The following is a 25278-nucleotide window of genomic DNA, read 5'->3' as shown; positions in this document are numbered from 1 at the left end:
CGCGCCAATGTTGGAGGAGTGTAGTGATGGCCAGTCCCGGTTTTACGTTCAAACAGTTTCATGTGGCCCATGATCGTTGTGGCATGAAGGTGGGAACTGATGCTGTGTTGCTGGGGGCCTGGACCCCGGTCGATTCGGCGCGCCGGATCCTGGATATCGGCACCGGCTCCGGTGTGATTGCCCTGATGCTGGCCCAGCGCAGCCACCCCGATACACACATTGATGCTATCGAGATTGATGCCAATGCTTCCCTTCAGGCCAGTGAAAATATTCTCGCCTCCCCGTGGCCCGATAAGGTGCTGGTTCATCATGTCTCGCTGCAGGCTTATCAGAGCGAACCTTACGATCTGATTGTCTCCAATCCACCCTATTTCGGCGCTGGCCAGTCGTTTTCAGACCCTGCCCGGGCCACGGCCCGCCATGATGGCGCATTAAGCCAACACGAATTACTGCAAAGCGCAGCGCGGCTGCTCGCTCCTGCAGGGCGGTTGGCATTAGTGATGCCGAAAGAGGAGGGCGAGCGGTGTTGTGCACTGGCAGCACAATATGGCCTACATTGCCTGCAGATAGATAGAGTGAGAAGCACACCATCAAAAGAGGTAAATCGTCTTTTAATGTTATTTTCCAGAGAATGTGTTGGTGTTGAATGCAATGAAATCTGCATTCACTCTGCGATTGGCTCGTATTCTGAAAGATATATCCAGCTAACGTCCGCCTTCTATCTCAAGATGTAAATCCCGCTTTTAAGTTGCCTTTCACTCCTTTATCCTTTTGTTAAATTAATCAACCGCCGTCGCTCAGCAAAATATCCTGTTGCTGATGCACTTCACGGCGGTACTTTTTTCTGTGGCCTGAGTGTGCGCAAGCTGTATCGCGCAGTCTGAGCATGGCAGTCACACGCGACAGACGAGGTTTAATCTTGACGAAATCACTGACGCTCTCCGATGTTCTCGGACTGGGTTTTATGACATTTGCTTTTTATCTGGGGGCGGGCAATATCATTTTCCCGCCTCTGGCCGGTTTTATGGCGGGGGAGAATCTGCTGCCGGCCATGTTTGGTTTCCTGATTACGGCGGTGGGTTTGCCACTGGTGACCATTCTCGCCGTTGCCAAAGCCGGTAATGGCTGGGCCGGGATGACTCGTTTGCTGCCGACTGGTGTTGCGACCGTGATGGCAACCGCCATCTATATCGTGATTGGTCCGGCGTTTGCCGCACCTCGCACCGGCTTGGTGGCTTATGAGATGGGTTTGAAACCTTTCCTTGGTGATGCAGGTCAGGCAGGGTTGATTGGTTACAGCATCGTGTTTTTTGTGCTGGCGATGCTGGTCTCCCTCAATCAGGGCAAGCTGATGGATGCCATCGGTAAGTATCTGACGCCGGTATTGATTGTACTGCTGCTGGTGCTGGCTGGCGGTGTCTTGCTGAATCCGCAAGGCGCTATGCCGCCTGCATCTGGCGAATATGTGAATCACCCTCTTATTAAAGGGATGCTGGAAGGCTACAACACCATGGATACCCTGGCGTCCCTGATGTTTGGCGCCTTGATTGTCGATCTGCTGCGCAAGAAGGATATCCACGATTATCGTAGCCAATTCAAGTACCTGGCTATTGCCGGTTCTATTTCGGCGCTGGGTCTTAGCGTGGTGTATGTCTCTTTGTTCCAGTTGGGTAACACCGCCATGGGCGTGGTTTCTGCTGCCAGCAATGGTGGCGTGATTGTCAGTGCCTATGTACTGAGCCTGTTTGGTATGCCGGGCCAGTTTATTCTGGCAGCCATTATCACACTGGCCTGTTTTACCACTGCCGTGGGCCTTATCTCGGCCTGCTCTGACTATTTCCATCATCTGACCGGCGTCTCCTATCGCACGCTGGTGCTGATCATGGGGGTCATCTGCGCGCTGGTAGCTAACGTGGGATTGAGCCAGCTCATCAGCATCTCGATCCCGGTGCTGGTGGCCATCTACCCGGTGGCCGTGGCGCTGGTGCTGGTGACTTTCCTCAAGCAGCAGTTTGCTCGCCCGACGCTGAGCGTTCGCGTGGTGCTGACTATCGCCTTCATGTTTGGCTGTCTGGATGGGCTGGGTGCTGCCGGGATGAAGATGAGTGCGTTCTCCTTCCTGCCCCTGTTTGATAAAGGACTGGCCTGGTTGCTGCCCACCTGCGCCGCCTGTGTCTTCTTTATGCTGTTGCCACGTCGCAGTGGTGAGGTGGTCGGCGAAGCGGCCTGATAGCATCAGAACGTAAAAAGGGCCTGCCAGCGTGCAGGCCTTTTTGCTATCAATGAGATACAAAAAAGCAGCACTTAAACGCGCTGCTTTTTGCCAAGAGACTTGGATGTCGTGACTTATTCGAAACAGATTTCGATGGTGGCGCGGCCAAAATCGCATTCAAAGGGCATCATGATCTTCATGCCGTCTGCACGGTGGGTGATGGTGTGGCTCGGGCCTGCCACCACAATCGGGGTGGCCATATCAAACTCATAACCCTTTTCGCCCAGCATCCGCTTGGCGCCGCCGGTCACCATGTTGGTGATTTCACCCACCATGTCGGTCACTTCGTCGTTGATGCCCGTTGGCGCTTCGCCCAGCATCCGACGCATGATTTCCAACGCCAGCGGTTTATCGAAGGTGATGGAGAGTGAGCCGCGGGTCTGCGGGCCAACCATGCCGATCAGACCGGACACGTCACCGCGCGCCAGTTCATCGGTCTTGCGTTTGGGCTTGCCGGGTTTTAGCTCAATCTGGGCCATGGTGGTCATGACGTTGAGCAGCGATAAGAGAAAAGGATTAATGAAATCAGCCTTCATTGTGATTCCCCTGGGTGGGCGCACACTGGGCACACTGGCCGTGAGCCTCGATTGTCTTATTGGTAATAGTAAAGCCGTGCAAGCGGGCTTGCTCGAGAAACGCCCGATCAATCGCGGAATCATGAAGTTCGACCACATTTCCGCAACCGTCGCAAATGAGCAGTTGCATCGGGTGGGCGTGATCGAAATGACAGCAGAAAATATAGGCGTTTAGTGACTCGACCTTGTGGGCAAAACCCTGTTCGAGCAGAAAATCGAGGGCTCGATAAATGGTCGGCGGTTTGGCTCCGGGCTCGGTGAGACGCAACTGATCGAGCAGTTCATAGGCGCTGATGGCATTGCCGTGCTGGGCCAGCAAGCGAAACACCTGCTGCCGAATGGCTGTAAAGCGCAGACCGCGCTGTTCGCACAAATGCTGGGCACGGCTGATTAGCTGTTCCTGATTCATCACTCGACAACATTGATTCCCATACGAGTTCTCATAGTATCACAGGGTTATGGGGAAAATGAGCCAACCCCCACGCTGATTTTTGTAAGGATTGGGCGCCGATATGAAAAAAACGCCCCCGCACAAGGCAGGGGCGTGACATAACCAAGGTTCAGATTATTTCATGCTGGCGGCCAGCTCAGGCTCGGCAACCATGCGGGTACGTGGATGGCGATTCCACAGTTCACGCCATTTGCGCAGGGCGGAAATCATGATCACGATCCCCAGCACCAGCATGATGAGGGAGATAACACCGTTGGTCGGGTTATAGCCTTTGGCTGCGGGATTGAAGTAAACGTGGCTCATCATCCAGTAACCGGCATAGTTCACGGTAACAAACAGATAGGCCAGCGGGATCAGGCAAGTCAGCGCATAGCTGCGACGCTTGGCCAGGCGCAGGATGATGGTGGCACCGATGATAAGACCAATCGAAGCCATCAACTGGTTAGATACCCCGAACAGCGCCCACACCGAGCCGATATCACCGGACATGAGCAGATAGCCCCACATGACACAGGCCACCACGCTGGCACCGATGGCACCCGGCATCCAGTCGATGCGCTTGAGCGGGGAGTAGAACTCGCCGAAGAAGTCCTGGATCAGGTAGCGCGAGACGCGGGTACCCGAGTCTACGGCAGTCAGGATGAAGACCGCCTCAAACATGACCACGAACTGGAAGAAGTAGGAGGCGAGGTTACTAAACCAGGGCACCTTGGTGAAGATGTAGGACATGCCGACCGCCAGGGTCACGGCACCACCGGTACGACCGTTCAGGTCCATGCCGATCTCTTGTGAGAGATAGGGCAGATCGACCACCTGCATACCCAGCTTGGCAAACACCTCGGGTGAAGCGTTGATAGCGAAATAGTCAGCCGGATGCAGCGCAGTGGCCGCAATCAGCGCCATGACGCCGACCACACATTCGGCCAGCATGGCACCAAAGGCAACTGGCAGGATGTCGCTCCACTTGTCTACCAGCTTGGGAGTGGTGCCCGAGCCGATAAAGGCGTGGAAGCCGGAGATAGCGCCACAGGCGATGGTGATGGAGATAAAGGGCCAGACCGGGCCGCCCAGCACCGGACCACCGCCATGAATGAACTGGGTCAGCGCCGGGAATTGAATCGTCGGGTTGATGAAGATAACGCCGACAACCAGCGCACCAAACACCCCTATCTTCATGAAGCTGGAGATGTAGCCGCGCGGGGTGAGCAGGATCCACACCGGCAGTGCGGTTGCGAAGAAAGCATAAATTGGTAGGGCCAGACTGATGGTTTCGGCGCGCAGGGTCAGCCACTCGCCAAAGGCGCTTTGCTGCACATACGGACCGATAAAGACGCAGGCCAGCACGGCGGCGAAACCCACCCAGGAGGCAGCCTTGAGGTTACCGGTAGCTTTGTGCCACAGACCGACCACCATCGAGATGGGAATGGTCATAAAGACGGCAAAAACGCCCCAGGCGTTACGCTCCAGCGCATGCACCACCACCATGGAAAGACCGGCCATGGTAATGGTGATGATGAACAGCATGGCCAGACCGGTACACCAGCCGGCGATCGGGCCGAGTTCAGATTTGGCGACTTCCGACAGAGATTTGCCCTGATGCTTCATGGAGGCAAACAGCACCACGGTATCGTGGACGGCGCCACCGATCACGCAGCCAATCAGCAGCCACAGAAAGCTCGGCAGGTAGCCGAACTGGGCAGCCAGAACCGGGCCAACCAGCGGGCCGGCGGCGGCGATAGCCGCAAAATGCTGGCCGAAGTTCACCCAGCGGTTGGTCGGAACATAGTTTTTGCCGTCTTCCAGCTCATGGGACGGCGTAATGTGTTGATCGTCGGCCTGCAGCACCTTGCGCACAAAGAACACACCGTAGAGACGGTATGCAATGGCAAGGATGCACAGTGCGGCGATGACGAATGTAATGGCATGTTGCACGATGACTCTCCCTTTCTCCTCTCCGCCTATAGCGGGACATCGGCTACTCTACTCAGCCAAAAAGGGAAAGGGAGTCATCATTCAGTGAGCGGTTACTGGCGCCGATGAGTGGTCGAAATCGGTACCTGAGTGGATCAGTCGATACTGAGTTGTTCCTTGAGTGGCTTGAGATAACGGCGGCTCACTTGAACCTTATGTCCCGAGCGGGTCACCGCCTCCGCCACGCCGCCGTCGAGCAGCAGCAATTCGGCGATCTGATCCGGATTGATCAACACCTGGCGATGGCAGCGTAAAAAGCCGGTCTTCTCTTCCAGGGTCCGCAGGGTCAACTCGGTGATGCCCTGACCCGACCCCGTCACCACCTTGTTGCCAGCCAGTTCGCTGTGGACGAACTCCACATCGGCCAGCGGCATCAGCAAAATCCGGTTATGGCCGATGCAGGGAATGCTGCGTAGCGGCATACCGACGCCGACGGTTTGCTGGGTAGTGGATTGCCCTTGGCGTAGCCGCTGCACCGTGCGCTCAAGGCGCTCGGCACTGACCGGTTTGAGCAGATAGTCGAGTGCCCGCTCTTCAAAGGCGCGCAGGGCAAACTCATCGAAGGCGGTGATAAAGACAATCTGCGGCATCTTCTCGGGGTCGAGCATGCTGACTAGCTCGAGACCGCTGATACGCGGCATCTCGATATCGAGAAACAGCACGTCAGGGCGCAGACGATGAACCGCCGGCAGCGCCTCGACCGCGTTGGCGGCCTCGGCCACGATGTCCACATCGTCGTACTCTTCCAGCATCAGCCGCAGCTCTTCGCGGGCCAGTGGCTCGTCGTCCACGATCATGACGCTCAGCATGCGCTCTCCTCGGCAGGCAAAATGATGGTGACCCGGGTCTCTTCATCGGCGATACAGCTGACTTGCAAACCGTACTGGCTGCCATAGCGGGCTTTGATCCGGCGATCGACGATGTTCATGCCCAGACCGCAGGTACTGCCACTGGGGCGGTAGAGTCCTGCGTTATCGCATACCTCCAGTTGCAGGAGCTGGCCGCGCCGCTGCGCCGTTAGAGAGAGCTCCCCTTGTCCAAGGATTTGCGACAGACCGTGTTTGATGGCGTTCTCCACCACAGGTTGCAGTGAGAAGGCCGGTAGCCGCAGCTCCTGCAACTCGTCGGGGATGGCAAGGTTGACCGTCAGCCGATCGCGAAAGCGGGCCCGCTCTATCTGCAGATAAGCTTCCACATGCTCCATCTCTTCTCGCAGTGACACCTCATCTTCCTGGCGTTTGAGGTTCTTGCGAAAGAATGTCGACAGGTGTTGCACCAGATTCCTTGCTTCCTGCGGGTCGCGGCGGATCACCGCCGACAGGGTGTTAAGGGCGTTAAACAAAAAGTGTGGATTGATCTGGGCTTGCAGCAGCTTGATCTCCGATTGCGCCAGTAGGCGCTTCTGTTCGTTGTACTTGCCCGAGAGGATCTGGCCGGAAAGCAGCCGGGCGATCCCCTCGCCAAGGGTCCGGTTCATTGAAGAGAACAGTTTGCGCTTGGGCTCGTAGAGCTTGATGGTCCCCACCACCTGATCTTCTTCACCGCGTAGCGGAATCACCAGCGAAGAGCCCAGCTTGCAGTTGGGATGCAGGGTGCAGTTGTAGGGGATGAGGTTGCCGTCGGCATAGACCACCTCATTGTGATCAATGGCCCGCAAGGTGTGCGGTGAGGTAATTCGGGTGCCGGGCAGGTGATGGTCTTCGCCAATTCCGATAAAGGCCAATAACCGCTCCCGATCGGTGATGGCGACGGCGCCCACGCCGGTCTCTTCAAACAGGATGCGGGCCATCTGGTTGCAGTGCTGCGGCGTGAAACCCTTGTCGAGCACGCCCAGAGTGCGTTCGGCAATCTTGAGTGCCTTGGCCGAAAAGGCCACCGAGTACTTTTCCAGCATGGCGCGCCGGTCGAGGATCATGCGCATAAACATAGCGGCCCCCACTGTGTTGGCGATCAGCATCGGCAACATGATGGTGTGTACCAGCGCCAGCGCCTCTTCATGAGGGCGGGCGACCAGGATGATGATGCCCATTTGCATTAACTCGGCGACCAGGGCCACTGAACCCACAACCCAGGGATTAAACAGCAGTTCAAAGCGATGACGGCTGACGAAATGGCGATGCACCAGGCCGCCCAGCACGCCTTCTGCCACAGTCGAAAAAGTGCAAGCTAGCGCGGTGAAGCCACCGAGAGAGTAGCGATGCAAGCCGCCGGTCAGTCCCACCAACAGGCCGACCACGGGGCCGCCGACGATGCCACCCAGTACGGCACCGATAGCGCGGGTGTTGGCGATCGAGTTGTTGATGCGCAGTCCAAAATAGGTGCCCATCACGCAGAAGGTCGAGAAGATGAGGTAGCAGACCAACTTGTGGCGCAGGGTTAGCGTCACTTGGGTCAATGGCATAAACAGGGGGGTCTTCGAGAGTAGCCAGGCGATGACCAGATAGACGCACAGCTGCTGGAACAGCGAGGTGACCAGCTCCAGTTGCTCAATATTCATGCACTTCTCCTCTCTTTAGCGCGCCGTTATAGCAGATGAGAGGAGCGGACTCGGAGTGTTGTTACGTCAAAATGTGGCGTAGCGCACACCCTTAAAACGTGCCCCCGGACTGGGCCGGGGGCAAGAGAGGTCAGAATTGCAGGGAGAGCATGCTGCGCACCAGCGTGATGACGGGCTGCGGCATGATACCAAACAGCACCACAGCCAGAGCGGAGAGCCAGACCACCACACCGCCAGATGAGAGGTGCCAGCCCGGCTCTGCATCGCGGCGCACCATACCGGGTTCACGCAGGAACAGCGTGATCATGACCCGCAGGTAGTAGAACAGACCGAGGGCACTGCCGAGCACGATGGCACCGGCCAGCCACCAGAGTTGCGCCTCCACGCTGACGCCAATCAGGTAGAACTTACCGATAAAGCCAAGTGTCAGCGGAATACCGGCCAGCGAGAGCAGCATGACGGTCAACACAGCGGTCAGGTAGGGGCGCTTCCAGAACAGGCCACGATAGTGATGCAGGCTGTCGGCATCCTTGCCCTGATAGGGGCTGGACATCATGCTGACGACGCCAAACGAGCCGAGACTGGTCAGCAGGTACATCAGCAGATAAACCCCCGCCGCTTCTTCCGGGATCTGGCCAAGACGGCTGGCCACAACCACGGTCAGCAGGTAGCCGAAGTGGGAGATTGAGGAGTAACCCAGCATCCGCTTGATATTGCCTTGCAGCAGCGCCAGCAGGTTACCGAGCACGATCGATACCACCGCCATTGCCGCCAGCAGCCAGTGCACGGCCGGTTCAGCCGTAGCCGGAACCGCCAGATAGAAGCGCAGCAGCACGCAGAACACCGCCACCTTGCTGACCGTGGCCAGGAAGGTGGCAACCGGAGCCGGCGCCCCTTCGTAAACGTCGGGAGTCCACAGGTGGAACGGCGCCAGCGACAGCTTGAAACCAAAACCGACCAGCATCAGACCGATACCACCGAGCAGCAGCGGTTGGTGGGCCGGGCTGGTGGCCAGCGTCTTGCCAATGTCGGCAAAGCCGAGGCTGCCAGCCTGTGCATAGAGCAGTGCCATACCAAACAACAAGAAGCCGGTGGAGGCCGCTGACAGCACCATGTACTTAATGCCGGCTTCCAGGCTGTGGCGCTCGGCACGGGCGTAACCAACCAGGCCGAACATCGGCAGGGTCAGCATTTCGATGCCAATAAAGAGCGATGCCAGATGACGAGAGCAGGCCAGCACCAGACCACCGGCAGTGGCGATCAGCAGCAGCAGGTAAAACTCTTCGTGGTTATCCGGCAGCGTCTTGAGCCAGCTGCGGGCAAAGGTACAGGTCGCCAGTGCCCCAACCAGTACCAGCGCCGAGTAGAACATGGCATAACGATCGACATGCAGCAGCGGAGTGACCGCTTGCGGCAAGCTCTCGAGCAGGAACGGAATCGAGATCAGAGCCAGGTTAAGGCCAACGACCGTCACGGCAAAGGCGAGCTCATGATGACGGCGCCAGGCGATGGCCAGCATCAGCACCACCAGGGTGGTGCTGGTGAGCAGCAGAGGCAGCAAGGCCAGCAGTTGAGATGCAGTAAACGTCATTGCAGCACTCCGGCAGTGGGGGTCATATACCAGTGCAGCACCTGGGCCACACTGGCACTGGCGGTGTCGATAATCGGCTGGGGATAGAGGCCCAGCAGCACCAGAAGGCCTGCGATTACCAGCATCATGGTGATTTCGCGGCCATCCAGCGCTTGCAGCGGGCTGGCATCACGGGCCGGACCAAAACTGGCGCGGTGCAGCATGATGAGCGAATAAACCGAAGCCAACACCAGACCAAAGGTGGCCAACGTGGTCATCAGCGGTGCTACCGGGAAGCTGCCGAGCAGGATCAGGAACTCGCCGACGAAGTTACCGGTGCCAGGCAGACCGAGCGAGGCGACCGAGAAGAACATCATCAGACCTGGCAGATAGCGCAGGCGGCTCCAGAGTCCACCCATTTCACGCAGGTCACGGGTATGCAATCGCTCGTATACCTGACCGCACATGATAAACAGACCGGCAGCAGAGAGGCCGTGAGCAATCATCTGCACGATGGCGCCCTGGATAGCCAACTCGGTACCCGAATAGATGGCGATCATCACAAAGCCCATGTGGGAGATGCTGGTGTAGGCCACTAGACGCTTGATATCGGTCTGCGCAAACGCAGCCAGCGCACCGTAGAAGATACCGATGGCACCGAGCACCATGGCATAGGGCGCGAAGGCAGCCGATGCTTCGGGGAAGAGCGGCAGCGCAAAGCGCAGCAAACCGTAAGCCGCCGTTTTCAGCAGGATCCCGGCCAGGTCAACCGAGCCCGCGGTCGGTGCCTGACTGTGCGCATCGGGCAGCCAACCATGCAAGGGTACCAGTGGCATCTTGACCGCAAAGGCGATGAAGAAGCCGAGCATCAGTACCCATTGCACACCACTGCTCATCTCGGTATGCAGCAGATCCTGATAGTTGAAGGTGAACACACCGGTCGCATGGTAGTGAGTCAGCACTAGACCGATAATTGCAACCAGCATGATAAGGCCGCTAGCCTGGGTATAGATAAAGAACTTGGTGGCGGCATTGATGCGAGAGCGCCCATCACTGACCGAGTGGCCCCACAGGGCGATCAGGAAGTACATGGGAACCAGCATCATTTCCCAGAAGAAGAAGAATAGGAACAGGTCCACCGCCATAAAGACCCCGAGCACGCCGCCCAGAATCCACAACAGGTTGAGGTGGAAGAAACCAATCCGCTCAACAATCTCCTTCCAGGAGCAGAGGATAGCCAACACGCCGATAAAGGCGGTAAGCACCACCATCAGGATGGAGAGACCATCTACAGCCAGGTGCAGGTCGATACCAAAGCGCGGCACCCAGGCAAGACGCAATTCGCTGCTCCATTGCACCAGACCGTCCTGGGGCAGGGCATAGTTGCCGCCGAGCCAGAGCGATCCGCTGATGAGCAGCACCAGAGTCATCGAGAGCAGGGCTACGATGCGAACAAAGCGGGCGCCGAAGCGCTCGCCCTGCCAGCACAGCAGGCCGCCGATGAAGGGGATGAGCAGGATCCAGAGTAAAGTCACGATATCAGCTCTCTTATTTTGGTGACGGCCAAGCCGTCACACCAACAACAGCACGGCCAGCACCAGCACAGCGCCCGCGCCGATCGAGGCGGCGTACCAGCGCAGTTTGCCGGTGACGCTGAGCGCCACCACACGGTTACCGAGCAGGGCCAAGGCGCCGCTCCATTCCATCACCTTGTCCACCGGGTCCGGGCCGCTGAGGCGGGCTAGCAACAGGAACGGACGGACAAACAGGCGGTCATAGAGCCAGTCAAAGCCCCATGCATGCAGCCAGAGGGTGCCAATCGGGCGGCCCAGCGCACTCTGTCCCAGTGCTGTAGTAAAACGGCGTTGACCGAGAAATAGCAGGGCGGAGACGGCTATACCGGCGATGGCCACGATACCAGAGAGGATCTCGAGGCTATGGCGTCCCTCTTCCACATGATCCCCGGGGCCTGCCGGCAATACTCCTGCTAGCGGCGGCACAATCAGGGCGCCGATACCGGTCGAGAGCACCAGCAGAACCAGCAGTGGCAGATGGTGAGCCAGACCGTGGCCGGCGTGGGCATGGATCTTCTCTTCGCCGTGGAAGGCGATAAAGATGAGACGGAAGGTGTAGACCGAGGTCAGGAACGCACCCACCAAACCAGCCCAGAGCAGGGGTGACTGACCCGCCGCCTGCACTTGCCACAGGATGGCGTCTTTACTGTAGAAGCCCGAGGTCACCAGCGGCAGGGCAGAGAGCGCAGCACCACCGACCAGGAAGCAGAGGTAAACAAGCGGCAGGCTTTTACGCAGGCCGCCCATCTTGAAGATGTTCTGCTCATGGTGGCAGGCGAGGATCACCGAACCGGACGAGAGGAACAGCAGCGCCTTGAAAAAGGCGTGAGTCATCAGGTGGAAGATGGCGCCTTGCCAGGCTCCGACGCCAAGCGCCAGGAACATGTAGCCGATCTGGCTCATGGTGGAGTAAGCCAGAATCCGTTTGATGTCGGTTTGTACCAGTGCCGCAAAACCGGCCAGCAACAGGGTAATTGCCCCGACCACGCCAACCAGATGCAGCACATCCGGCACCATTACAAACAGACCGTGGGTGCGGGCGATGAGATAAACACCTGCGGTCACCATGGTAGCGGCGTGGATCAGTGCCGAAACCGGAGTCGGACCCGCCATCGCGTCAGCCAGCCAGGTTTGCAGTGGCAGCTGGGCAGATTTACCGACCGCACCACCGAGCAACATCAGGCAAGCCAGCGACAGCGCCGGGGAGCCCTGCTCGAGCATGGTCGGCGCCCGCACCAGCAGTTCATGCACGTTGAGGGTGCCCAGTTCGCGATACAGAATAAACAGGCCGATGGCGAGGAATACGTCGCCAACCCGGGTGACCACGAACGCCTTGAGGGCAGCTGCGCCGTTGTTTCTGTCCTTGTAGTAGAAGCCAATCAGCAGGTAGCTGCACAGACCGACACCTTCCCAACCCAGATAGACAAACAGCAGGTTATCGGCCAGCACCAGGAAGATCATGCTGGCGATAAAGAGGTTGGTGTAGGCAAAGAAGCGTGAATAGCCCTCTTCACCACGCATATACCAAGAGGCAAACAGGTGGATGAAGAAGCCCACCCCGGTCACTACTCCCATCATGGTGAGCGAGAGCCCATCCAGCGACAGAGTAAATGCGGGGGTGAGATTGCCGATGGCGATCCACTGCCACAGGGTTTGGGTAAACACGCCACTTTCGGGTGTGTTGCCGAGAAAGTCGATGCCCACCCACAAGGTGGTGAGTGCCGACAGACCAATGCTGCCCACGCCAACAAGCGCCGCACGTTGCTCGCTCCAGCGTCCTTGGGAGAAGGCCAGCAGCAGCCAGCCAAGCAGCGGGTATACGAAAGTCAGGGTTAGCAGGCTCATCCGCGCATCTCGCTCACTGTATCCACATTCAGGGTGTGGTAACGACGATAGAGCAGCAGCACCATCGCCAGACCGATACTGGCTTCGGCGGCTGCCAGGGAAATCACCAGGATGTACATGATCTGGCCATCAGGCTGCAGCCAGCGACTTCCGGCCACGACAAATGCCAGAGCAGAGGCGTTCATCATCACTTCTAGGCTCATCAGGATGAACAGCAGGTTGCGCCGAATAAGCAGACCGCACAGGCCGATACAGAAGAGGATGGCTGCCAGCAGCAGACCATGCTCCATGGGGATATTGATCATGCCTCGCCTCCTGATTGTCCTTTTGGTTTCGGTACCGAGATGACTTCACCGGGTTTCTCTTCACGGCCCAGATGCCAGGCTGTGACCAGACCGGCCAGCAGCAGGATGGAGGCCAGCTCGACGGCGATGACATAAGGGCCAAACAGGGCAATACCGACCTGCTTGGCAGTGACTTCATCAACACCCAGTTGACCACCGGTGACACCGGTAATGCCATGAACCAGACAGCCCAGCAGCACGGCTGAGAGCAGCGCCGGTCCCACCCAGGTAGAAGGCGACAACCAGCGTTTTTCCTGATCATTGGCCGAGCCCAGGTTGAGCATCATCACCACAAACACGAACAGCACCATGATGGCGCCGGCATAAACCACCACCTGCATGGCACCGGCAAATGCCGCACCGAGCACAAAGAAGATCACCGCGACCGAGATCAGAGAGACAATCAGGTTCAGCAGCGCGTGCATCGGGTTGCTGGTACTGATGACCCGGAAGGTGGAGTAGATGGCGACCAGGGCCGCCACGTAAAAAAGCAGTTCCATGCTCGCTCCTCAGGGCAACAGGCTCTTCACATCGATGGGCTTGGCTTCGTTTTCGGCACTGCCCTTGGGCTTGCCGTCGATTGCCATCCCGCTCATGCGGTAGAAGTTGTAATCCGGGTATTTGCCGGGGCCGCTGATCAGCAGATCCTCTTTCTCGTACACCAGATCCTGACGGCGATACTCGCCCATCTCGAAATCGGGGGTCAGCTGAATGGCTGTGGTCGGGCAGGCCTCTTCACACAGGCCGCAGAAGATGCAACGCGAGAAGTTGATGCGGAAAAACTCCGGGTACCAGCGTCCATCTTCCCGCTCCGATTTTTGCAGCGAGATGCAGCCCACCGGGCAAGCTACGGCGCAGAGGTTGCAAGCAACGCAACGTTCGTCGCCGTCCGGGTCGCGGGTCAGCACAATACGACCACGATAGCGTGGCGGCAGCGGGACCTGTTGCTCCGGGTAATTCAGGGTTTGACGCGGCCGCCAGGCGTGGGAAAACACCATGGCCAGGCTGCGCAGCTGGGAGCCAACTCCCTCGATAATGCTGAAGATTTTCATCTCATTTCGCCTCACGCATTGACCAATACCACTGCCCCGGTGACCAGCATGTTAAGCAGCGTCACAGGCAAGCAGACCTTCCAACCAAACGACATCACCTGGTCAAAACGCGGACGCGGCAGCGAGGCCCGCAGCAGGATGAAGAAGACGATGAAACAGGCGGTTTTCAGGGCAAACCAGATGATGGGCGGCAGCCAGGGGCCATGCCAGCCACCAAAGAAGAGGGTCACGATGAGCGAGGAGACCAGCACGATGCCGATATATTCGCCCACGAAAAACAGACCCCACTTCATACCGGCGTATTCGATGTGGTAACCGTCGGCCAGCTCTTGTTCTGCTTCCGGCTGATCGAAGGGGTGGCGGTGAGTGACCGCCACCCCGGCAAACAGGAAGGTCATAAAGCCAAGGAACTGGGGAACCACATTCCAAAGCTCCCGTTGCGACTCGACGATATCACGCAGGTTAAAGCTACCGGCCTGGATGACGACCCCCATCAGCGACAGACCCAGGAACACCTCATAGGAGAGGGTTTGGGCCGAGGCGCGCAGGCTACCGAGCAGCGAGTATTTGTTGTTGCTCGACCAGCCGGCGAACAGCACCGCATAAACCGCCATACCGGCAATGGCCAGGATGTAGAGCAGGCCAACGTTGAGGTTGGACACACCCCAAGTCGGGGTCACCGGCACCACGGCAAAGGCCAGGATAAAGGCGGTGAACGCGATGATCGGCGCCAGAATAAACAGACGGCGATCGGCGAAGGGTGGGATCCAGTCCTCTTTGAAGAACATTTTGACCATGTCGGCGGCCAGCTGCAGCAGACCGAATGGACCAACCCGGTTGGGGCCGTGGCGATCCTGCCACAGACCGAGCAGACGGCGTTCGATAAAGCTCATGAACGCGCCCGCACCGATCACGGCGACCAGGATCACCAGTGCCTTGCCCACCTCAATTAGCATGTTGAGCACGTCATCACTCATGCAATCGCCTCCTTGAGATTGGTCAGCACGCAGTGCTGCAGGGCAGTCGGCAAGCCGTCCATGCCGAGCGGCAGCCCCAGTAGGCCATGGGGGAAGTGTTCATCCAGTTGCAGGGTAAATTGCCAGTGACGGCCGCCCCAGCCAAAGGCGATCTTGTCGCCCACGGCCAGCTGTAATCTGGCGGCATCAGCCGGGTTCATGACCCCTTGCGGGATGCCCATGCGTTTTTGGAATACCGGACTCTTGGCCGACAGCTCTTCGCTGCCAAACAGCTGGGCCAGACTGGCAACTTGAACGCCTTCTTGCACCGCACTATAGGCAGCGGGAGCGGCAAACCAGCTCAGTTGCTGATTACCCGGCTCAATCAGGCGGCGACCCGGATCACCGGCACGCAGGTGGCCACCCACTTCATCCTGGAACTTGTTCCAGGCCGACGGAGAGTTCCAGCCCGGCGCCCAAGCGAAAGGCACTTGAGAGACGGCTTGACGAGAGCCCGCATAGCCTTCCATTGAGAAGACAAACGGCGAGTCCTGATCTTGCGCCACTCTTGGCTCGTGAACATCCTTGTCAGCCAGCATCGAGGTGCGGCCACTGTAGCGGTGCGGTTCACGCGCCAGCTTCATGCCGCGAATGCGCAGGTTGGCGTTGGGATCGGCTTCGTTCATACGAGCCAGCAACGGATGGACTGTTGCGCACAGCTCGCTGATCTGTTGCCACTGCGGCCAACGCGGTTGTTCGCCTTGCAGGGCGTCGAGCCAGCGCCAGCTCTCCTGCACCAGCAGATCTTGCTGGTACCACTTGGGATCAAACACCTGGAAGAAACGCTGGGCGCGCCCTTCCATATTGACCAGGGTGCCATCACCTTCGGCGAATGTGGCTGCCGGCAGTACCAGATGTGCCTTGGCGGTCGTGGCCGTTTCCTGATGGTCGACCACAATCAGATGCTGGGCCAGGGAGATGGCACGATCCACGCTATCGTGAGCAGCGCGGCGATAGAGATCATTTTCCAGCACAACCAGCGCTTGTTGCGGTTTCTCGGCCAGTTGTTCGAACGCTTGCTCAAGCGGCATGCCGCCGAGCATGGCCAGACCCAGCGAGTTGGCTTCAGCGCCAACCAGTGCCAGCGAGCTCTCCTGACCGCGCGCCTTAAGTGCACGAGCAAGGTTTGCTGCCGCTTCAATCAGTGCCGGAGTGCGGGCGTGGCTACCGGCGATAATCAGCGGTTTTTGTGCCTTGCCAAGTAGGTCGGCCCATTCGGTTGCCAGTTCGGTAGTTGTAGTATCTAGGCCAGCAACGGCCGGGGCATCGCTATGCAGCTGGTGGGCGATGGCAAAACCGAGGCGGGCCTGATCGACCGGCGCGCCGTGCCAAGTGGCTTCGGCGACATCATCGAGCCGGCTCTGATGGGTGCCGGTGATAAGCAACGGCCAGCGATCGTGTTGCCCCAACGTGGCAACCGCAGCAACTTGCCATTCATCAACCTTCATCGCCTTGGCTTTGGCTTTGGCCTTGCCCTTGACGGCTTGACGCAGGGCCAGCGCAATACGCGCTGCGGTTTGGGTCACATCTTCACCGAGCACCACAATGGCATCGGCCTCTTCCATGTCACGCAGGCTCGGAGTGCGCACGCCGCTCTCGGTCAGGACCTTGAGCATCAGTTGCAGACATTCCCATTCGCTGCGTTCAATCCCAGAGGAGAAGTTGCTGGCACCGACCAGCTCGCGCAGGGCGACGTTGCTCTCCAGGCTGGCACGCGGCGAACCGATACCGATGACGCCGGAGGCATTGCGCAGTGCGGTCGTGGCATAACCCAGCGCGCCTTCGCGGGTGATAGAACGGACTGTGCTGCCGTCACGCAGCAGCGGCTGACGCGGGCGCTCGGGCAGGTTGACCCAGCCGTAGCCAAAGCGGCCACGGTCGCACAGGAAGTAGTGGTTGATGGCGCCGTGGAAGCGGTTTTCAATGCGGCGCAATTCACCATAACGCTCGCCCGGGCTGATGTTGCAGCCCACTGAACACTGTTGACAGACGCTCGGAGCGAACTGCATGTCCCATTTGCGGTTAAAGCGCTCAGAGTGGGTTTTGTCGGTGAACACGCCGGTGGGGCAGACTTCAACCAGGTTGCCCGAAAATTCACTCTCGAGAGTACCGCTTTTGACCCGGCCAAAGTAGACGTTGTCGTGTGCACCATAGACGCCGAGATCTTCGCCGCCAGCATAGTCCTTGTAGTAGCGGACGCAGCGGTAGCAGGCGATGCAGCGGTTCATCTCATGGGCGACAAACGGGCCGAGATCCTGATTCTGGTGGGTGCGTTTGGTAAAGCGGTAATTACGGCTGTTGTGGCCGGTCATCACCGTCATATCCTGCAGGTGGCAGGCGCCACCTTCTTCACACACCGGGCAGTCATGCGGATGGTTGGTCATCAGCCACTCCACCACGCTTTTGCGAAACTCGATCGCCTCTTCATCTTCGATGGCGATATAGGAGCCATCGGTCGCGGGGGTCATGCAGGACATGACCAGACGGCCGCGCTTGTCATCGGCGTTTTGAAACTGTTTTACCGCACATTGGCGGCAGGCGCCGACGCTGCCAAGCGCCGGGTGCCAGCAAAAATAGGGAATATCCAGGCCAAGGGAGAGACAGGCTTGCAGCAGGTTGTCTGCGCCGTCTACTTCGTACTCTTTGCCATCAACATGAATGGTTGCCATACAGCATGATTCCTTCGCGACAGACTACCAGCGCTGATCCAGAAGATTGGGTTGCACGCCCTTGATTGCCATGCGGTTATCGCCAGCGCCTTTGATTCCGGCCTCAAATTCAGGGCGGAAATACTTGATAGCACTGCCAAGCGGTTCAACCGCACCGGGGGCATGGGCACAGAAAGTTTTACCCGGACCAAGCTGGCGACAGAGGCGCTCCAGCGTTTCCAGATCACCGGTTTGGCCTTCACCGTGCTCGATGGCACGCAGCAACTTGAGCGTCCAGGGCAAGCCATCACGGCAGGGTGTGCACCAGCCGCACGACTCGCGCGCAAAGAACTCTTCCATGTTACGCAGCAGGCTGACCATATTGATGCTGTCATCCACCGCCATGGCGAGACCGGTACCCATCCGGGTGCCAACTTTGCCGATGCCGCCGCTATACATCTGGGCATCAAGGTGTTCTGGCAGCAGGAAACCGGTGCCCGCACCGCCCGGTTGCCAGGCTTTGAGGGTGTAACCGTCGCGCATGCCGCCGGCATACTCTTCAAACAGGGTGCGGGCAGTAATACCGAACGGCAGCTCCCACAGACCGGGGTTGTTGACTCGGCCGGAGAAACCCATCAGCTTGGTGCCGTGATCTTCCGAGCCGGGCAACGCCAAGCTCTGATACCAGCTGACGCCGTTGCCGATGATGGCCGGTACGTTGCACAGGGTTTCGACGTTGTTAACACAGGTTGGTTTGCCCCACACACCCGAGACGGCCGGGAAAGGCGGTTTGGCACGCGGGTTGGCGCGGCGCCCTTCCAGTGAGTTAATGAGCGCAGTTTCTTCGCCGCAGATGTAACGACCGGCGCCGGTGTGAACAAACAGCTCGAAATCAAAGCCGGAGCCAAGAATGTTTTTACCCAGCAGGCCGGCGGCTTTGGCCTCTTCGACGGCGCGGCGCAGATTGGCTGCCGCATCGACGTATTCACCGCGCAGGAAGATGTAGCCACGATAGGCCTTGAGCGCTCGAGCGCTGATGATCATGCCTTCGATCAACAGGTGTGGCAGCTGCTCCATCAAGAGCCGGTCCTTATAGGTGTTCGGCTCCATTTCGTCGGCATTGCACAGCAGATAGCGGATGTTGAGACTTTCGTCTTTGGGCATCAGCCCCCACTTCACGCCGGTGGAGAAACCTGCACCACCACGCCCCTTGAGACCAGCATCCTTGACGGTGCTGACGATCTCATCCGGGCTCATCTGGCTCAATGCTTTGCGGGCAGCGTCATAGCCTTGCTTGCTCTGATACTCGTCGAGCCATACTGGCTGCCCGTCATCGCGCAGACGCCAGGTCAGCGGGTGGGTCTCGGCGGCGCGAGCCATCAGGTTGGCAGTACCTAGCGATGCCAGCTTCATTGGTAACCCTCCAGCGTCTGCTTGAGTGCTGCCGTATCCAGACCGCCATAAGTATCGTCATCGATCATCATGGCTGGGCCCTTGTCGCAATTACCCAGACAGCAGACCGGAAGCAGGGTAAAGCGGCCATCGGAAGTGGTCTGTCCCGGGGCGATACCAAGCTCGCTCTTGATGGTGGAGAGCACGTTTTCATGGCCGTTGATGTAGCAGACCATGCTGTCGCAAACCCGGATGATGTGACGACCCACCGGTTGACGGAAGATCTGGCTATAAAACGTTGCCACCCCTTCCACATCACTGGCAGGTATGCCGAGTTCGGCGGCAATCACAGGGATGGCGCCATCGGGTACCCAGCCGCGCGCTTTCTGCACGATTTTGAGTGCCTCGATGCTGGCGGCTCTGGGATCCTCGTAGTGATGTTTCTCATGGGTAATGGCGTCACGTTCGGCGTCAGAAAGGGTGAAGCCACCCTTTCCCTGACATCCGTGTGCGTCTTGTTGTAATGCGCCTTTCTGGCACTGACATTGGCTCATGTTTAGCGATCCACATCGGACATAACGAAATCGATACTGCCCAGATAGACGATGAGGTCAGACACCATCTGGCTGCGGATCACTGACGGGATCTGCTGCAGGTGGGCAAAGCTCGGGGTCCGCACCCGGGTGCGGTAGCTCATGGTGGAGCCGTCACTGGTCAGGTAGTAACTGTTGACGCCCTTGGTTGCCTCGATCATCTGGAACGACTCGGCAGCCGGCATGACAGGCCCCCACGACACTTGCAGGAAGTGGTTGATAAGGGTCTCGATGTGCTGCAGGGTGCGCTCTTTGGGCGGTGGCGTGGTCAGCGGGTGATCGGCCTTGAACGGACCTTCCGGCATGTGTTCAACGCATTGAGCGATGATCTTCAGGCTCTGGCGCATCTCTTCGAGACGCACCATGGCGCGGTCATAGGCATCACCGTTGGCACCCACCGGCACTTCAAATTCGAACTGATCGTAGCCGGAGTAGGGACGCCACTTACGGATATCGAAGTTAAGGCCGGTTGCACGCAGCCCACCGCCGGTGGTACCCCAGGCCAGTGCTTGCTCGGTGGTATAGGCTGCAACACCAATGGTACGGCCCTTGAGGATGCTGTTACGCATGGCCGCTTTTTCGTAATCCATGAGGCGGGATGGCAGCCAGTCGAGCAGGTTGTCCTTGACCAGTTGACGCCAGCCCTTTGGCAGGTCGTGAGCCACGCCACCGATGCGGAACCAGGCCGGGTGCATCCGCGCGCCGGTGATAGCCTCGATGATGTTGTAGATGCGCTGACGGTCGGTAAAGGTAAAGAACACCGGCGTCATGGCCCCCACGTCCTGGATGTAGGTTCCGATAAACAGCAGGTGACTTTGGATGCGGAACAACTCGGCCAGCAGCACTCGAATCATGTCGACCCGCTGCGGCACCTTGATACCCGCCAGTTTTTCAACGGCCAGCACATAGGGCAGGTTGTTCATCACGCCGCCGAGGTATTCAACCCGGTCGGTGTAAGGAATGTAGCTGTGCCAAGATTGCCGTTCGCCCATCTTCTCGGCGCCACGATGGTGGTAACCGATATCGGGAACGCAGTTGCGGATCTCTTCACCATCCAGTTGCAATACTAGGCGGAAAGCACCGTGTGCCGACGGGTGGTTCGGACCGAGGTTCAAGAACATGTAATCTTCGTTCTCGTTGCCGCGACTTAAGCCCCACTCTTCCGGTTTAAACAGCAGGTTCTCTTGCTCCATGTCCTGACGAGCGGCATCGAGCATGAAGGGATCGAACTCGGTGGCGCGCGCCGGATAGTCCTTACGCAGCGGGTGACCCTGCCAGCTTTTCGGCATCATGATGCGAGTCAGGTGCGGATGCCCATCAAAGGTAATACCCAGTAGATCCCATACTTCACGCTCGTACCAGTTAGCGTTGGGAAATTCACCGGTCACAGTGGGCAGATGCAGGTCACCTTCAAACAGCGGCACCTTGAGCATCAGATCGCTGTTACGGTCGATAGAGATGAGGTGATAGAACACAGTGAAATCGGCAGCGGGCAGCCCTTCGCGATGGGTACGCATGCGCTCGTCGACGCCATGCAGGTCGTAGAGCATCACATAGGGCTTGGGCTGGCTTTTGACAAAGCGCATGACATCGATAAGCAGCTCACGCGCCAGCCACAGAACCGGCACCCCGGTGCGGGTGGTCTGCACTGTGAAACGTTCTGCACCAAAGCGGGCAAACAGTTCCCCGATGATAGGTGCATCCTGATGATCGCTCGGTTGCCAGCGAGCCATCTCTGCATTGTTTGGAAATTGGTTGGTCAGGCGCATGAATCAGCTCTCGTCCGGGGTCCGCAGGTTCTTGACGGCGATTCGTTCGCCGCGTTTGAGCTCTTTCTGGGACTGCATTTGGGGCCGATAGATGCCCTGATCACCGACCACCCAAGATAGTGGGCGGCGCTCTTTACCGATGGAGTCCTGCAGCAGCATCAGGGCTTCCAAAAAAGCCTCCGGACGGGGAGGGCAACCCGGAATGTAGACATCGACCGGCAGAAACTTGTCGACGCCTTGCACCACCGAGTAGATGTCATACATGCCGCCCGAGTTGGCACACGAGCCCATCGAAATCACCCACTTAGGTTCAAGCAGCTGTTCGTACAGACGTTGGATGACGGGAGCCATCTTGATGAAAGGGGTACCGGCAATCACCATGAAGTCTGCCTGACGCGGTGAAGCACGGATAACTTCGGCACCAAAACGCGCCACATCGTGCGGCGATGTGAAGGCGGTACACATCTCCACATAGCAGCAGGAGATACCAAAGTTGTAGGGCCAAAGGGAGTTCTTACGGCCCCAGTTGACCGTGTCGTGCAGAACTTCTTCTACACGGCCAAGCAAAATGCCTCGCTCGGCGGTCTGGGCCAACGGGTCGTCAACGGTTTGTCGTTGTTCCTGGGGATAGCGCTCAATGGGCGCGTCTGGATCGATCCGGGTCAGGGTGTACTTCATGGGCGAGCCTCGGGCAAAACGGAACTAGTCCTGCGATTGGTTGAGCGGTTTCTTCTTGGGCGACCAGTCAAGCGAACCAATCCGCCATAGATAGAGTAGGCCAACTAACAGCAGCACGATAAAAATGGTGGCTTCGATAAAGCCCACCCAGCCGCTCTCACGCACCGAGACAGACCAGGCAAACAGATAGAGTGCTTCGACATCGAAGATGACGAAGAACATGGCGACCAGATAGAACTTGGCCGAGAAACGCAATCTTGCGTTTCCTACGGAGTCCACACCGGATTCAAAAGGTTTGTTTTTTGATCTTCCCTTGGCACGTCCCCCGAGTAGGGAGGCAAGACCGATCATGGTAAAGCAGATGGCAAACGCAGCTAGAACATAGACACTAAAGGCCCAGTGTTCGGCAATCACTCCGGAAAACATATATGGTGTTCCCTACCGAAAAGTGTTACGGCAAGGTAATGATGTCACGCATCGGCCATTTCTGATAGCCAAACGTGATAAAAATGTGACTGTTTTTAATTAATCGTTGTAGTGGTGGGGTGCGTGTTTTTCATTAATGTAAATGAAATCTTATATCATTTGCAATAATGAAAAAAACACGCGCTGAGTGTAAGGAATTATTTGAGAATCGTCATCTTCTCTTCAGAGGGATTGCCTTGGCTTAATGTGATCTCTACCCGGCGATTTCCCTGCCGGTGTTCATCCGTATCATTAGCAAAACGCGGCTGAGTATCGGCTTTGCCCTCTGCCACGATACGGGTGGCATCGAGATCGCGGTTGGTGATAAGCACATGCACGATGGCGGCAGCACGCAGCACCGAGAGTTCCCAGTTACTCTGGTAAAGCTCCTTGGGGGGTGGGGTTTGATCGGTATGCCCTGTCACCTGTATCTGTCCTGGAATGGTGGCCAGCACAGTGCCAATTTTTTGCACCAGAGGAATAAACTGGGGCTGTAAGAAGGCCGAGTCGGCGGGAAAGAGCGCTTTTTCTCCGATACGGATAATGAGGTGGTTACCCAACTGCTCTACTTCCAGCTGACTGGTTTCTATCTGCGCCTTGAGCTGCTCCTGCAGCTGCTTCTTGGTCTCCTGCACCCAGCCATTACTCTCCGGGCTGGGGTGAGGCCATGAGTTGGTATCGTCCGGTTTGGCTGATTGCCCAATGGTCTCGTTCATCGGATTGGAGGCTGGTGCATGGTCACTCTCCATCACGCTCGGTTTGTTTTCAGAGCTTACAGTGCTGCGTGACTCAGGCTCCAGGATCCCGGTTCCACCCTGCATGATAGGCGAGCCTGCTGGCGGTGAAATAAGACCAATCTTACCCAGCGACTGGATAAAGCCCTGGATGATGACTCGCACTTCGGACTGCTTGGCCATCGCAAAGGAGTAGAGCACCACGAATAGGGCAAACAGCAGGGTCATGAAGTCGGCATAGGAGACCAGCCAACGTTCGTGGTTCTCGGGGGCTTCAGCCTTTTTCTTTTTCATTGGCTTCATGTCCTAAGTAGGGGCTGAGGCTGACCTGGAGACGCTGCTGCGACTCACCGTCCATGATGCACATGATGCCGGTGAGGGTCATCTCTTTGTAGTGCCGGAGCTGGTGGGCAAATGCCTTATAGCGGTTACCAAACGGCAGGAAGATAAGGTTTGCTGCCGATACACCATAGATGGTTGCGATAAAAGCTACTGCGATGGCGCCACCCAATTTATCAGGTGCGTTGAGCAGGCCCATGGCGTGGATAAGGCCGAATACCGCGCCTACGATACCCATGGTGGGGCAATAACCACCCATGGCTTCATAGAATTTGACCGTCTGTTCGATGTCTTCCTGTTCGAACTCGATCTCTTTTTCCAGCACTTCGTAGATCTTATCTTTCTCATAGCCGTCGACCATCATCTGGATCCCCTTTTTAAGGAAAGGGTCCTGAATCTGCTCGGTCATACTTTCCAGAGCCAGCATACCGTTACGGCGAGCATTACCTGCCAGCTCTTGCAGCAATTCAGATTGGCCGCCCATATCGGTTTTCAGCGGGCTAAGCAGCCATTTGAAACGCTTGAGTGAAGCGCCAACGACGGAGAACGGGAATTGGGTCAGGGCTGCACCAATGGTACCGCCGATCACGATCATAAAGGCAGGCAAGTCGCCCAGGGCGCTGGGATGGCCCCCCTCGATGATGTTCCCCCCGAGTATGAAAGCAACGGCGATGATTAAACCGATAAGGCTCATGCGTGTTTATCCTTGCGCAGAGTTGGCTGGTGCGATGTCATATTCGGCTGGACAGCCATGGTAAAACGAGACGGTATGTTGCAAGAAAGCATGGTTTATATCCACATATAAAACAATAGATTAATCATGAGATGAGCAATATCTGCCAGCCATTTTGTGACTTCTGAAACCGCTCAGTTCTATGTATCGGCTGCCTCTCTTGCGCCTTAAGTCGCCTCTTGCCAGCCAGACCTTCCTCAACTCCGATGGTAGTGATTTAGGCTTCCATTGAGTCAATATCCACATCATTTCTCTGCCAGATGCTGGATTCATAATATTGTGTTCCATGTCACCAATTTGTTACTGGCATGTTTCGTTTTCCGCGATTCACCATCACTATCAGTGTAGATAAGGGGGCGAGAAGGAGAAGACCTATGAGTCATCGGGTCGGACTTGCCATCCTGTGGGGACTGTCGAGTTTTGGTATTGACGACGACTTTGTCGCTTGCAGGGAGGCAGAGAGGCTATCCGCCAAGGATGAGAGTTGCTTGCTGGCGGTGGAGGGGGTCCTGCTCAAGCAGTTGGAGGGCGCAAGTTGGCTGTTTGATGATGGTTCGCGCAGCTTGGTTGCACTGTTGCCTGAGGGAAGTTCACCGCCGCTTGGTGTGCCGCTGCGCCTTCATGGCCGCCTCTATCGTATGGCTCACTTAGATTATCTCGATGTTGAGCAGTTCACATGCCAACCGGTCATGGTAGCGTGAGGCGCTTGCCATGCAAGGGAGTTAAGCGAGGACGAGAAACTTTTTTCAAGAGTGCGAGA

Annotated in this window: 23 protein-coding genes; 3 read left to right on the top strand and 20 right to left on the bottom strand. The window is 57.6% G+C overall.

Annotated elements, in window-relative coordinates:
• Positions 1-23: 23 nt before the first annotated feature.
• Both BW958_RS16785 and brnQ read left to right on the top strand, forming a co-directional pair.
• Positions 24-734, top strand: coding sequence for a tRNA1(Val) (adenine(37)-N6)-methyltransferase (locus tag BW958_RS16785; RefSeq protein WP_143233128.1), 711 nt, complete (start codon positions 24-26; stop codon positions 732-734).
• A gap of 185 nt (positions 735-919) precedes the next feature.
• Positions 920-2230 carry a branched-chain amino acid transport system II carrier protein gene (gene brnQ, locus BW958_RS16780; RefSeq protein ID WP_076577024.1) on the top strand — a complete coding sequence of 437 codons (1311 nt, stop codon included), beginning with the start codon at positions 920-922 and terminating at the stop codon, positions 2228-2230.
• 116 nt (positions 2231-2346) lie between these two features.
• Here brnQ and BW958_RS16775 read toward each other — a convergent pair whose 3' ends face one another.
• From BW958_RS16775 to BW958_RS16680, 20 genes are all read right to left on the bottom strand, one after another.
• Positions 2347-2808, bottom strand: coding sequence for a chemotaxis protein CheX (locus BW958_RS16775; protein WP_076577022.1), 462 nt, complete (start codon positions 2806-2808; stop codon positions 2347-2349).
• Positions 2798-3256, bottom strand: a complete 459-nt coding sequence (gene zur, locus BW958_RS16770; protein WP_076577020.1) for a zinc uptake transcriptional repressor Zur — start codon at positions 3254-3256, stop codon at positions 2798-2800. Before zur ends, BW958_RS16775 begins: the two co-directional genes overlap by 11 nt.
• A 156-nt stretch (positions 3257-3412) precedes the next feature.
• Entirely contained in the window at positions 3413-5230 is a 1818-nt protein-coding gene (locus BW958_RS16765) for a carbon starvation CstA family protein (protein ID WP_076577018.1), read from the bottom strand.
• A gap of 134 nt (positions 5231-5364) precedes the next feature.
• Positions 5365-6078: a two-component system response regulator BtsR gene (btsR, locus tag BW958_RS16760; RefSeq protein ID WP_076577017.1), complete on the bottom strand. Its 714-nt coding sequence runs from the start codon at positions 6076-6078 to the stop codon at positions 5365-5367.
• On the bottom strand, positions 6072-7766 hold the full coding sequence (locus tag BW958_RS16755) for a sensor histidine kinase (protein ID WP_076577015.1): 1695 nt from the start codon (positions 7764-7766) through the stop codon (positions 6072-6074). The genes btsR and BW958_RS16755 overlap by 7 nt, the downstream gene beginning before the upstream one ends.
• A 130-nt stretch (positions 7767-7896) precedes the next feature.
• Positions 7897-9357, bottom strand: a complete 1461-nt coding sequence (nuoN, locus tag BW958_RS16750; RefSeq protein WP_076577014.1) for an NADH-quinone oxidoreductase subunit NuoN — start codon at positions 9355-9357, stop codon at positions 7897-7899.
• Positions 9354-10871: an NADH-quinone oxidoreductase subunit M gene (gene nuoM, locus BW958_RS16745; RefSeq protein ID WP_076577013.1), complete on the bottom strand. Its 1518-nt coding sequence runs from the start codon at positions 10869-10871 to the stop codon at positions 9354-9356. The genes nuoN and nuoM overlap by 4 nt, the downstream gene beginning before the upstream one ends.
• A gap of 36 nt (positions 10872-10907) precedes the next feature.
• Positions 10908-12755, bottom strand: coding sequence for an NADH-quinone oxidoreductase subunit L (gene nuoL / locus BW958_RS16740; protein WP_076577011.1), 1848 nt, complete (start codon positions 12753-12755; stop codon positions 10908-10910).
• Complete coding sequence (gene nuoK / locus BW958_RS16735) at positions 12752-13060, bottom strand: NADH-quinone oxidoreductase subunit NuoK (RefSeq protein ID WP_076577009.1); 309 nt, start codon at positions 13058-13060, stop codon at positions 12752-12754. Before nuoK ends, nuoL begins: the two co-directional genes overlap by 4 nt.
• On the bottom strand, positions 13057-13599 hold the full coding sequence (gene nuoJ / locus BW958_RS16730) for an NADH-quinone oxidoreductase subunit J (protein WP_076577008.1): 543 nt from the start codon (positions 13597-13599) through the stop codon (positions 13057-13059). The genes nuoK and nuoJ overlap by 4 nt, the downstream gene beginning before the upstream one ends.
• A 9-nt stretch (positions 13600-13608) precedes the next feature.
• Positions 13609-14151, bottom strand: a complete 543-nt coding sequence (gene nuoI, locus BW958_RS16725; protein WP_076577006.1) for an NADH-quinone oxidoreductase subunit NuoI — start codon at positions 14149-14151, stop codon at positions 13609-13611.
• Positions 14152-14162: 11 nt separating this feature from the next.
• On the bottom strand, positions 14163-15128 hold the full coding sequence (gene nuoH / locus BW958_RS16720; RefSeq protein ID WP_076577005.1) for an NADH-quinone oxidoreductase subunit NuoH: 966 nt from the start codon (positions 15126-15128) through the stop codon (positions 14163-14165).
• Entirely contained in the window at positions 15125-17836 is a 2712-nt protein-coding gene (nuoG, locus tag BW958_RS16715; protein WP_076577004.1) for an NADH-quinone oxidoreductase subunit NuoG, read from the bottom strand. Before nuoG ends, nuoH begins: the two co-directional genes overlap by 4 nt.
• A gap of 24 nt (positions 17837-17860) precedes the next feature.
• Entirely contained in the window at positions 17861-19228 is a 1368-nt protein-coding gene (gene nuoF, locus BW958_RS16710) for an NADH-quinone oxidoreductase subunit NuoF (RefSeq protein WP_076577002.1), read from the bottom strand.
• Positions 19225-19761: an NADH-quinone oxidoreductase subunit NuoE gene (gene nuoE / locus BW958_RS16705; RefSeq protein ID WP_076577001.1), complete on the bottom strand. Its 537-nt coding sequence runs from the start codon at positions 19759-19761 to the stop codon at positions 19225-19227. The genes nuoF and nuoE overlap by 4 nt, the downstream gene beginning before the upstream one ends.
• A 2-nt stretch (positions 19762-19763) precedes the next feature.
• Entirely contained in the window at positions 19764-21569 is a 1806-nt protein-coding gene (nuoC, locus tag BW958_RS16700) for an NADH-quinone oxidoreductase subunit C/D (protein ID WP_083687389.1), read from the bottom strand.
• Positions 21570-21572: 3 nt separating this feature from the next.
• Positions 21573-22247: a NuoB/complex I 20 kDa subunit family protein gene (locus BW958_RS16695; RefSeq protein ID WP_076576999.1), complete on the bottom strand. Its 675-nt coding sequence runs from the start codon at positions 22245-22247 to the stop codon at positions 21573-21575.
• Between the two features lie 24 nt (positions 22248-22271).
• Positions 22272-22673 (bottom strand): NADH-quinone oxidoreductase subunit A, encoded by a 402-nt coding sequence (locus BW958_RS16690; RefSeq protein WP_076576998.1) that lies wholly within the window; start codon positions 22671-22673, stop codon positions 22272-22274.
• 197 nt (positions 22674-22870) lie between these two features.
• Complete coding sequence (locus BW958_RS16685) at positions 22871-23740, bottom strand: MotB family protein (RefSeq protein ID WP_076576996.1); 870 nt, start codon at positions 23738-23740, stop codon at positions 22871-22873.
• Positions 23721-24479: a flagellar motor protein gene (locus tag BW958_RS16680; protein ID WP_076576995.1), complete on the bottom strand. Its 759-nt coding sequence runs from the start codon at positions 24477-24479 to the stop codon at positions 23721-23723. Before BW958_RS16680 ends, BW958_RS16685 begins: the two co-directional genes overlap by 20 nt.
• A 413-nt stretch (positions 24480-24892) precedes the next feature.
• On the opposite strand from BW958_RS16680, the gene BW958_RS16675 reads away from it, so the two are divergent.
• Complete coding sequence (locus BW958_RS16675) at positions 24893-25219, top strand: hypothetical protein (protein ID WP_076576994.1); 327 nt, start codon at positions 24893-24895, stop codon at positions 25217-25219.
• Positions 25220-25278: the final 59 nt, after the last annotated feature.

The sequence above is a fragment of the Aeromonas sp. RU39B genome (genome assembly GCF_900156095.1).
In the GTDB taxonomy this organism is placed as follows: Bacteria; Pseudomonadota; Gammaproteobacteria; order Enterobacterales; family Aeromonadaceae; genus Aeromonas.
The sequence above is the reverse complement of the archived record's forward strand: the minus strand, read 5'-3'. Positions and strand labels throughout refer to the sequence as shown.

What these genes read in the sequence shown, in the direction of transcription:
- nuoC (WP_083687389.1), bottom strand. Translation starts at nt 21,569, where the DNA reads ATGCGCCTGACCAACCAATTTCCAAACAATGCAGAGATGGCTCGCTGG.
- nuoF (WP_076577002.1), bottom strand. Translation starts at nt 19,228, where the DNA reads ATGAAGCTGGCATCGCTAGGTACTGCCAACCTGATGGCTCGCGCCGCC.
- BW958_RS16690 (WP_076576998.1), bottom strand. Translation starts at nt 22,673, where the DNA reads ATGTTTTCCGGAGTGATTGCCGAACACTGGGCCTTTAGTGTCTATGTT.
- nuoJ (WP_076577008.1), bottom strand. Translation starts at nt 13,599, where the DNA reads ATGGAACTGCTTTTTTACGTGGCGGCCCTGGTCGCCATCTACTCCACC.
- nuoL (WP_076577011.1), bottom strand. Translation starts at nt 12,755, where the DNA reads ATGAGCCTGCTAACCCTGACTTTCGTATACCCGCTGCTTGGCTGGCTG.
- nuoE (WP_076577001.1), bottom strand. Translation starts at nt 19,761, where the DNA reads ATGAGCCAATGTCAGTGCCAGAAAGGCGCATTACAACAAGACGCACAC.
- nuoI (WP_076577006.1), bottom strand. Translation starts at nt 14,151, where the DNA reads ATGAAAATCTTCAGCATTATCGAGGGAGTTGGCTCCCAGCTGCGCAGC.
- btsR (WP_076577017.1), bottom strand. Translation starts at nt 6,078, where the DNA reads ATGCTGAGCGTCATGATCGTGGACGACGAGCCACTGGCCCGCGAAGAG.
- nuoK (WP_076577009.1), bottom strand. Translation starts at nt 13,060, where the DNA reads ATGATCAATATCCCCATGGAGCATGGTCTGCTGCTGGCAGCCATCCTC.
- BW958_RS16775 (WP_076577022.1), bottom strand. Translation starts at nt 2,808, where the DNA reads ATGAAGGCTGATTTCATTAATCCTTTTCTCTTATCGCTGCTCAACGTC.
- nuoN (WP_076577014.1), bottom strand. Translation starts at nt 9,357, where the DNA reads ATGACGTTTACTGCATCTCAACTGCTGGCCTTGCTGCCTCTGCTGCTC.
- BW958_RS16680 (WP_076576995.1), bottom strand. Translation starts at nt 24,479, where the DNA reads ATGAGCCTTATCGGTTTAATCATCGCCGTTGCTTTCATACTCGGGGGG.
- BW958_RS16685 (WP_076576996.1), bottom strand. Translation starts at nt 23,740, where the DNA reads ATGAAAAAGAAAAAGGCTGAAGCCCCCGAGAACCACGAACGTTGGCTG.
- nuoG (WP_076577004.1), bottom strand. Translation starts at nt 17,836, where the DNA reads ATGGCAACCATTCATGTTGATGGCAAAGAGTACGAAGTAGACGGCGCA.
- BW958_RS16695 (WP_076576999.1), bottom strand. Translation starts at nt 22,247, where the DNA reads ATGAAGTACACCCTGACCCGGATCGATCCAGACGCGCCCATTGAGCGC.
- BW958_RS16755 (WP_076577015.1), bottom strand. Translation starts at nt 7,766, where the DNA reads ATGAATATTGAGCAACTGGAGCTGGTCACCTCGCTGTTCCAGCAGCTG.
- nuoH (WP_076577005.1), bottom strand. Translation starts at nt 15,128, where the DNA reads ATGAGTGATGACGTGCTCAACATGCTAATTGAGGTGGGCAAGGCACTG.
- zur (WP_076577020.1), bottom strand. Translation starts at nt 3,256, where the DNA reads ATGAATCAGGAACAGCTAATCAGCCGTGCCCAGCATTTGTGCGAACAG.
- BW958_RS16675 (WP_076576994.1), top strand. Translation starts at nt 24,893, where the DNA reads ATGAGTCATCGGGTCGGACTTGCCATCCTGTGGGGACTGTCGAGTTTT.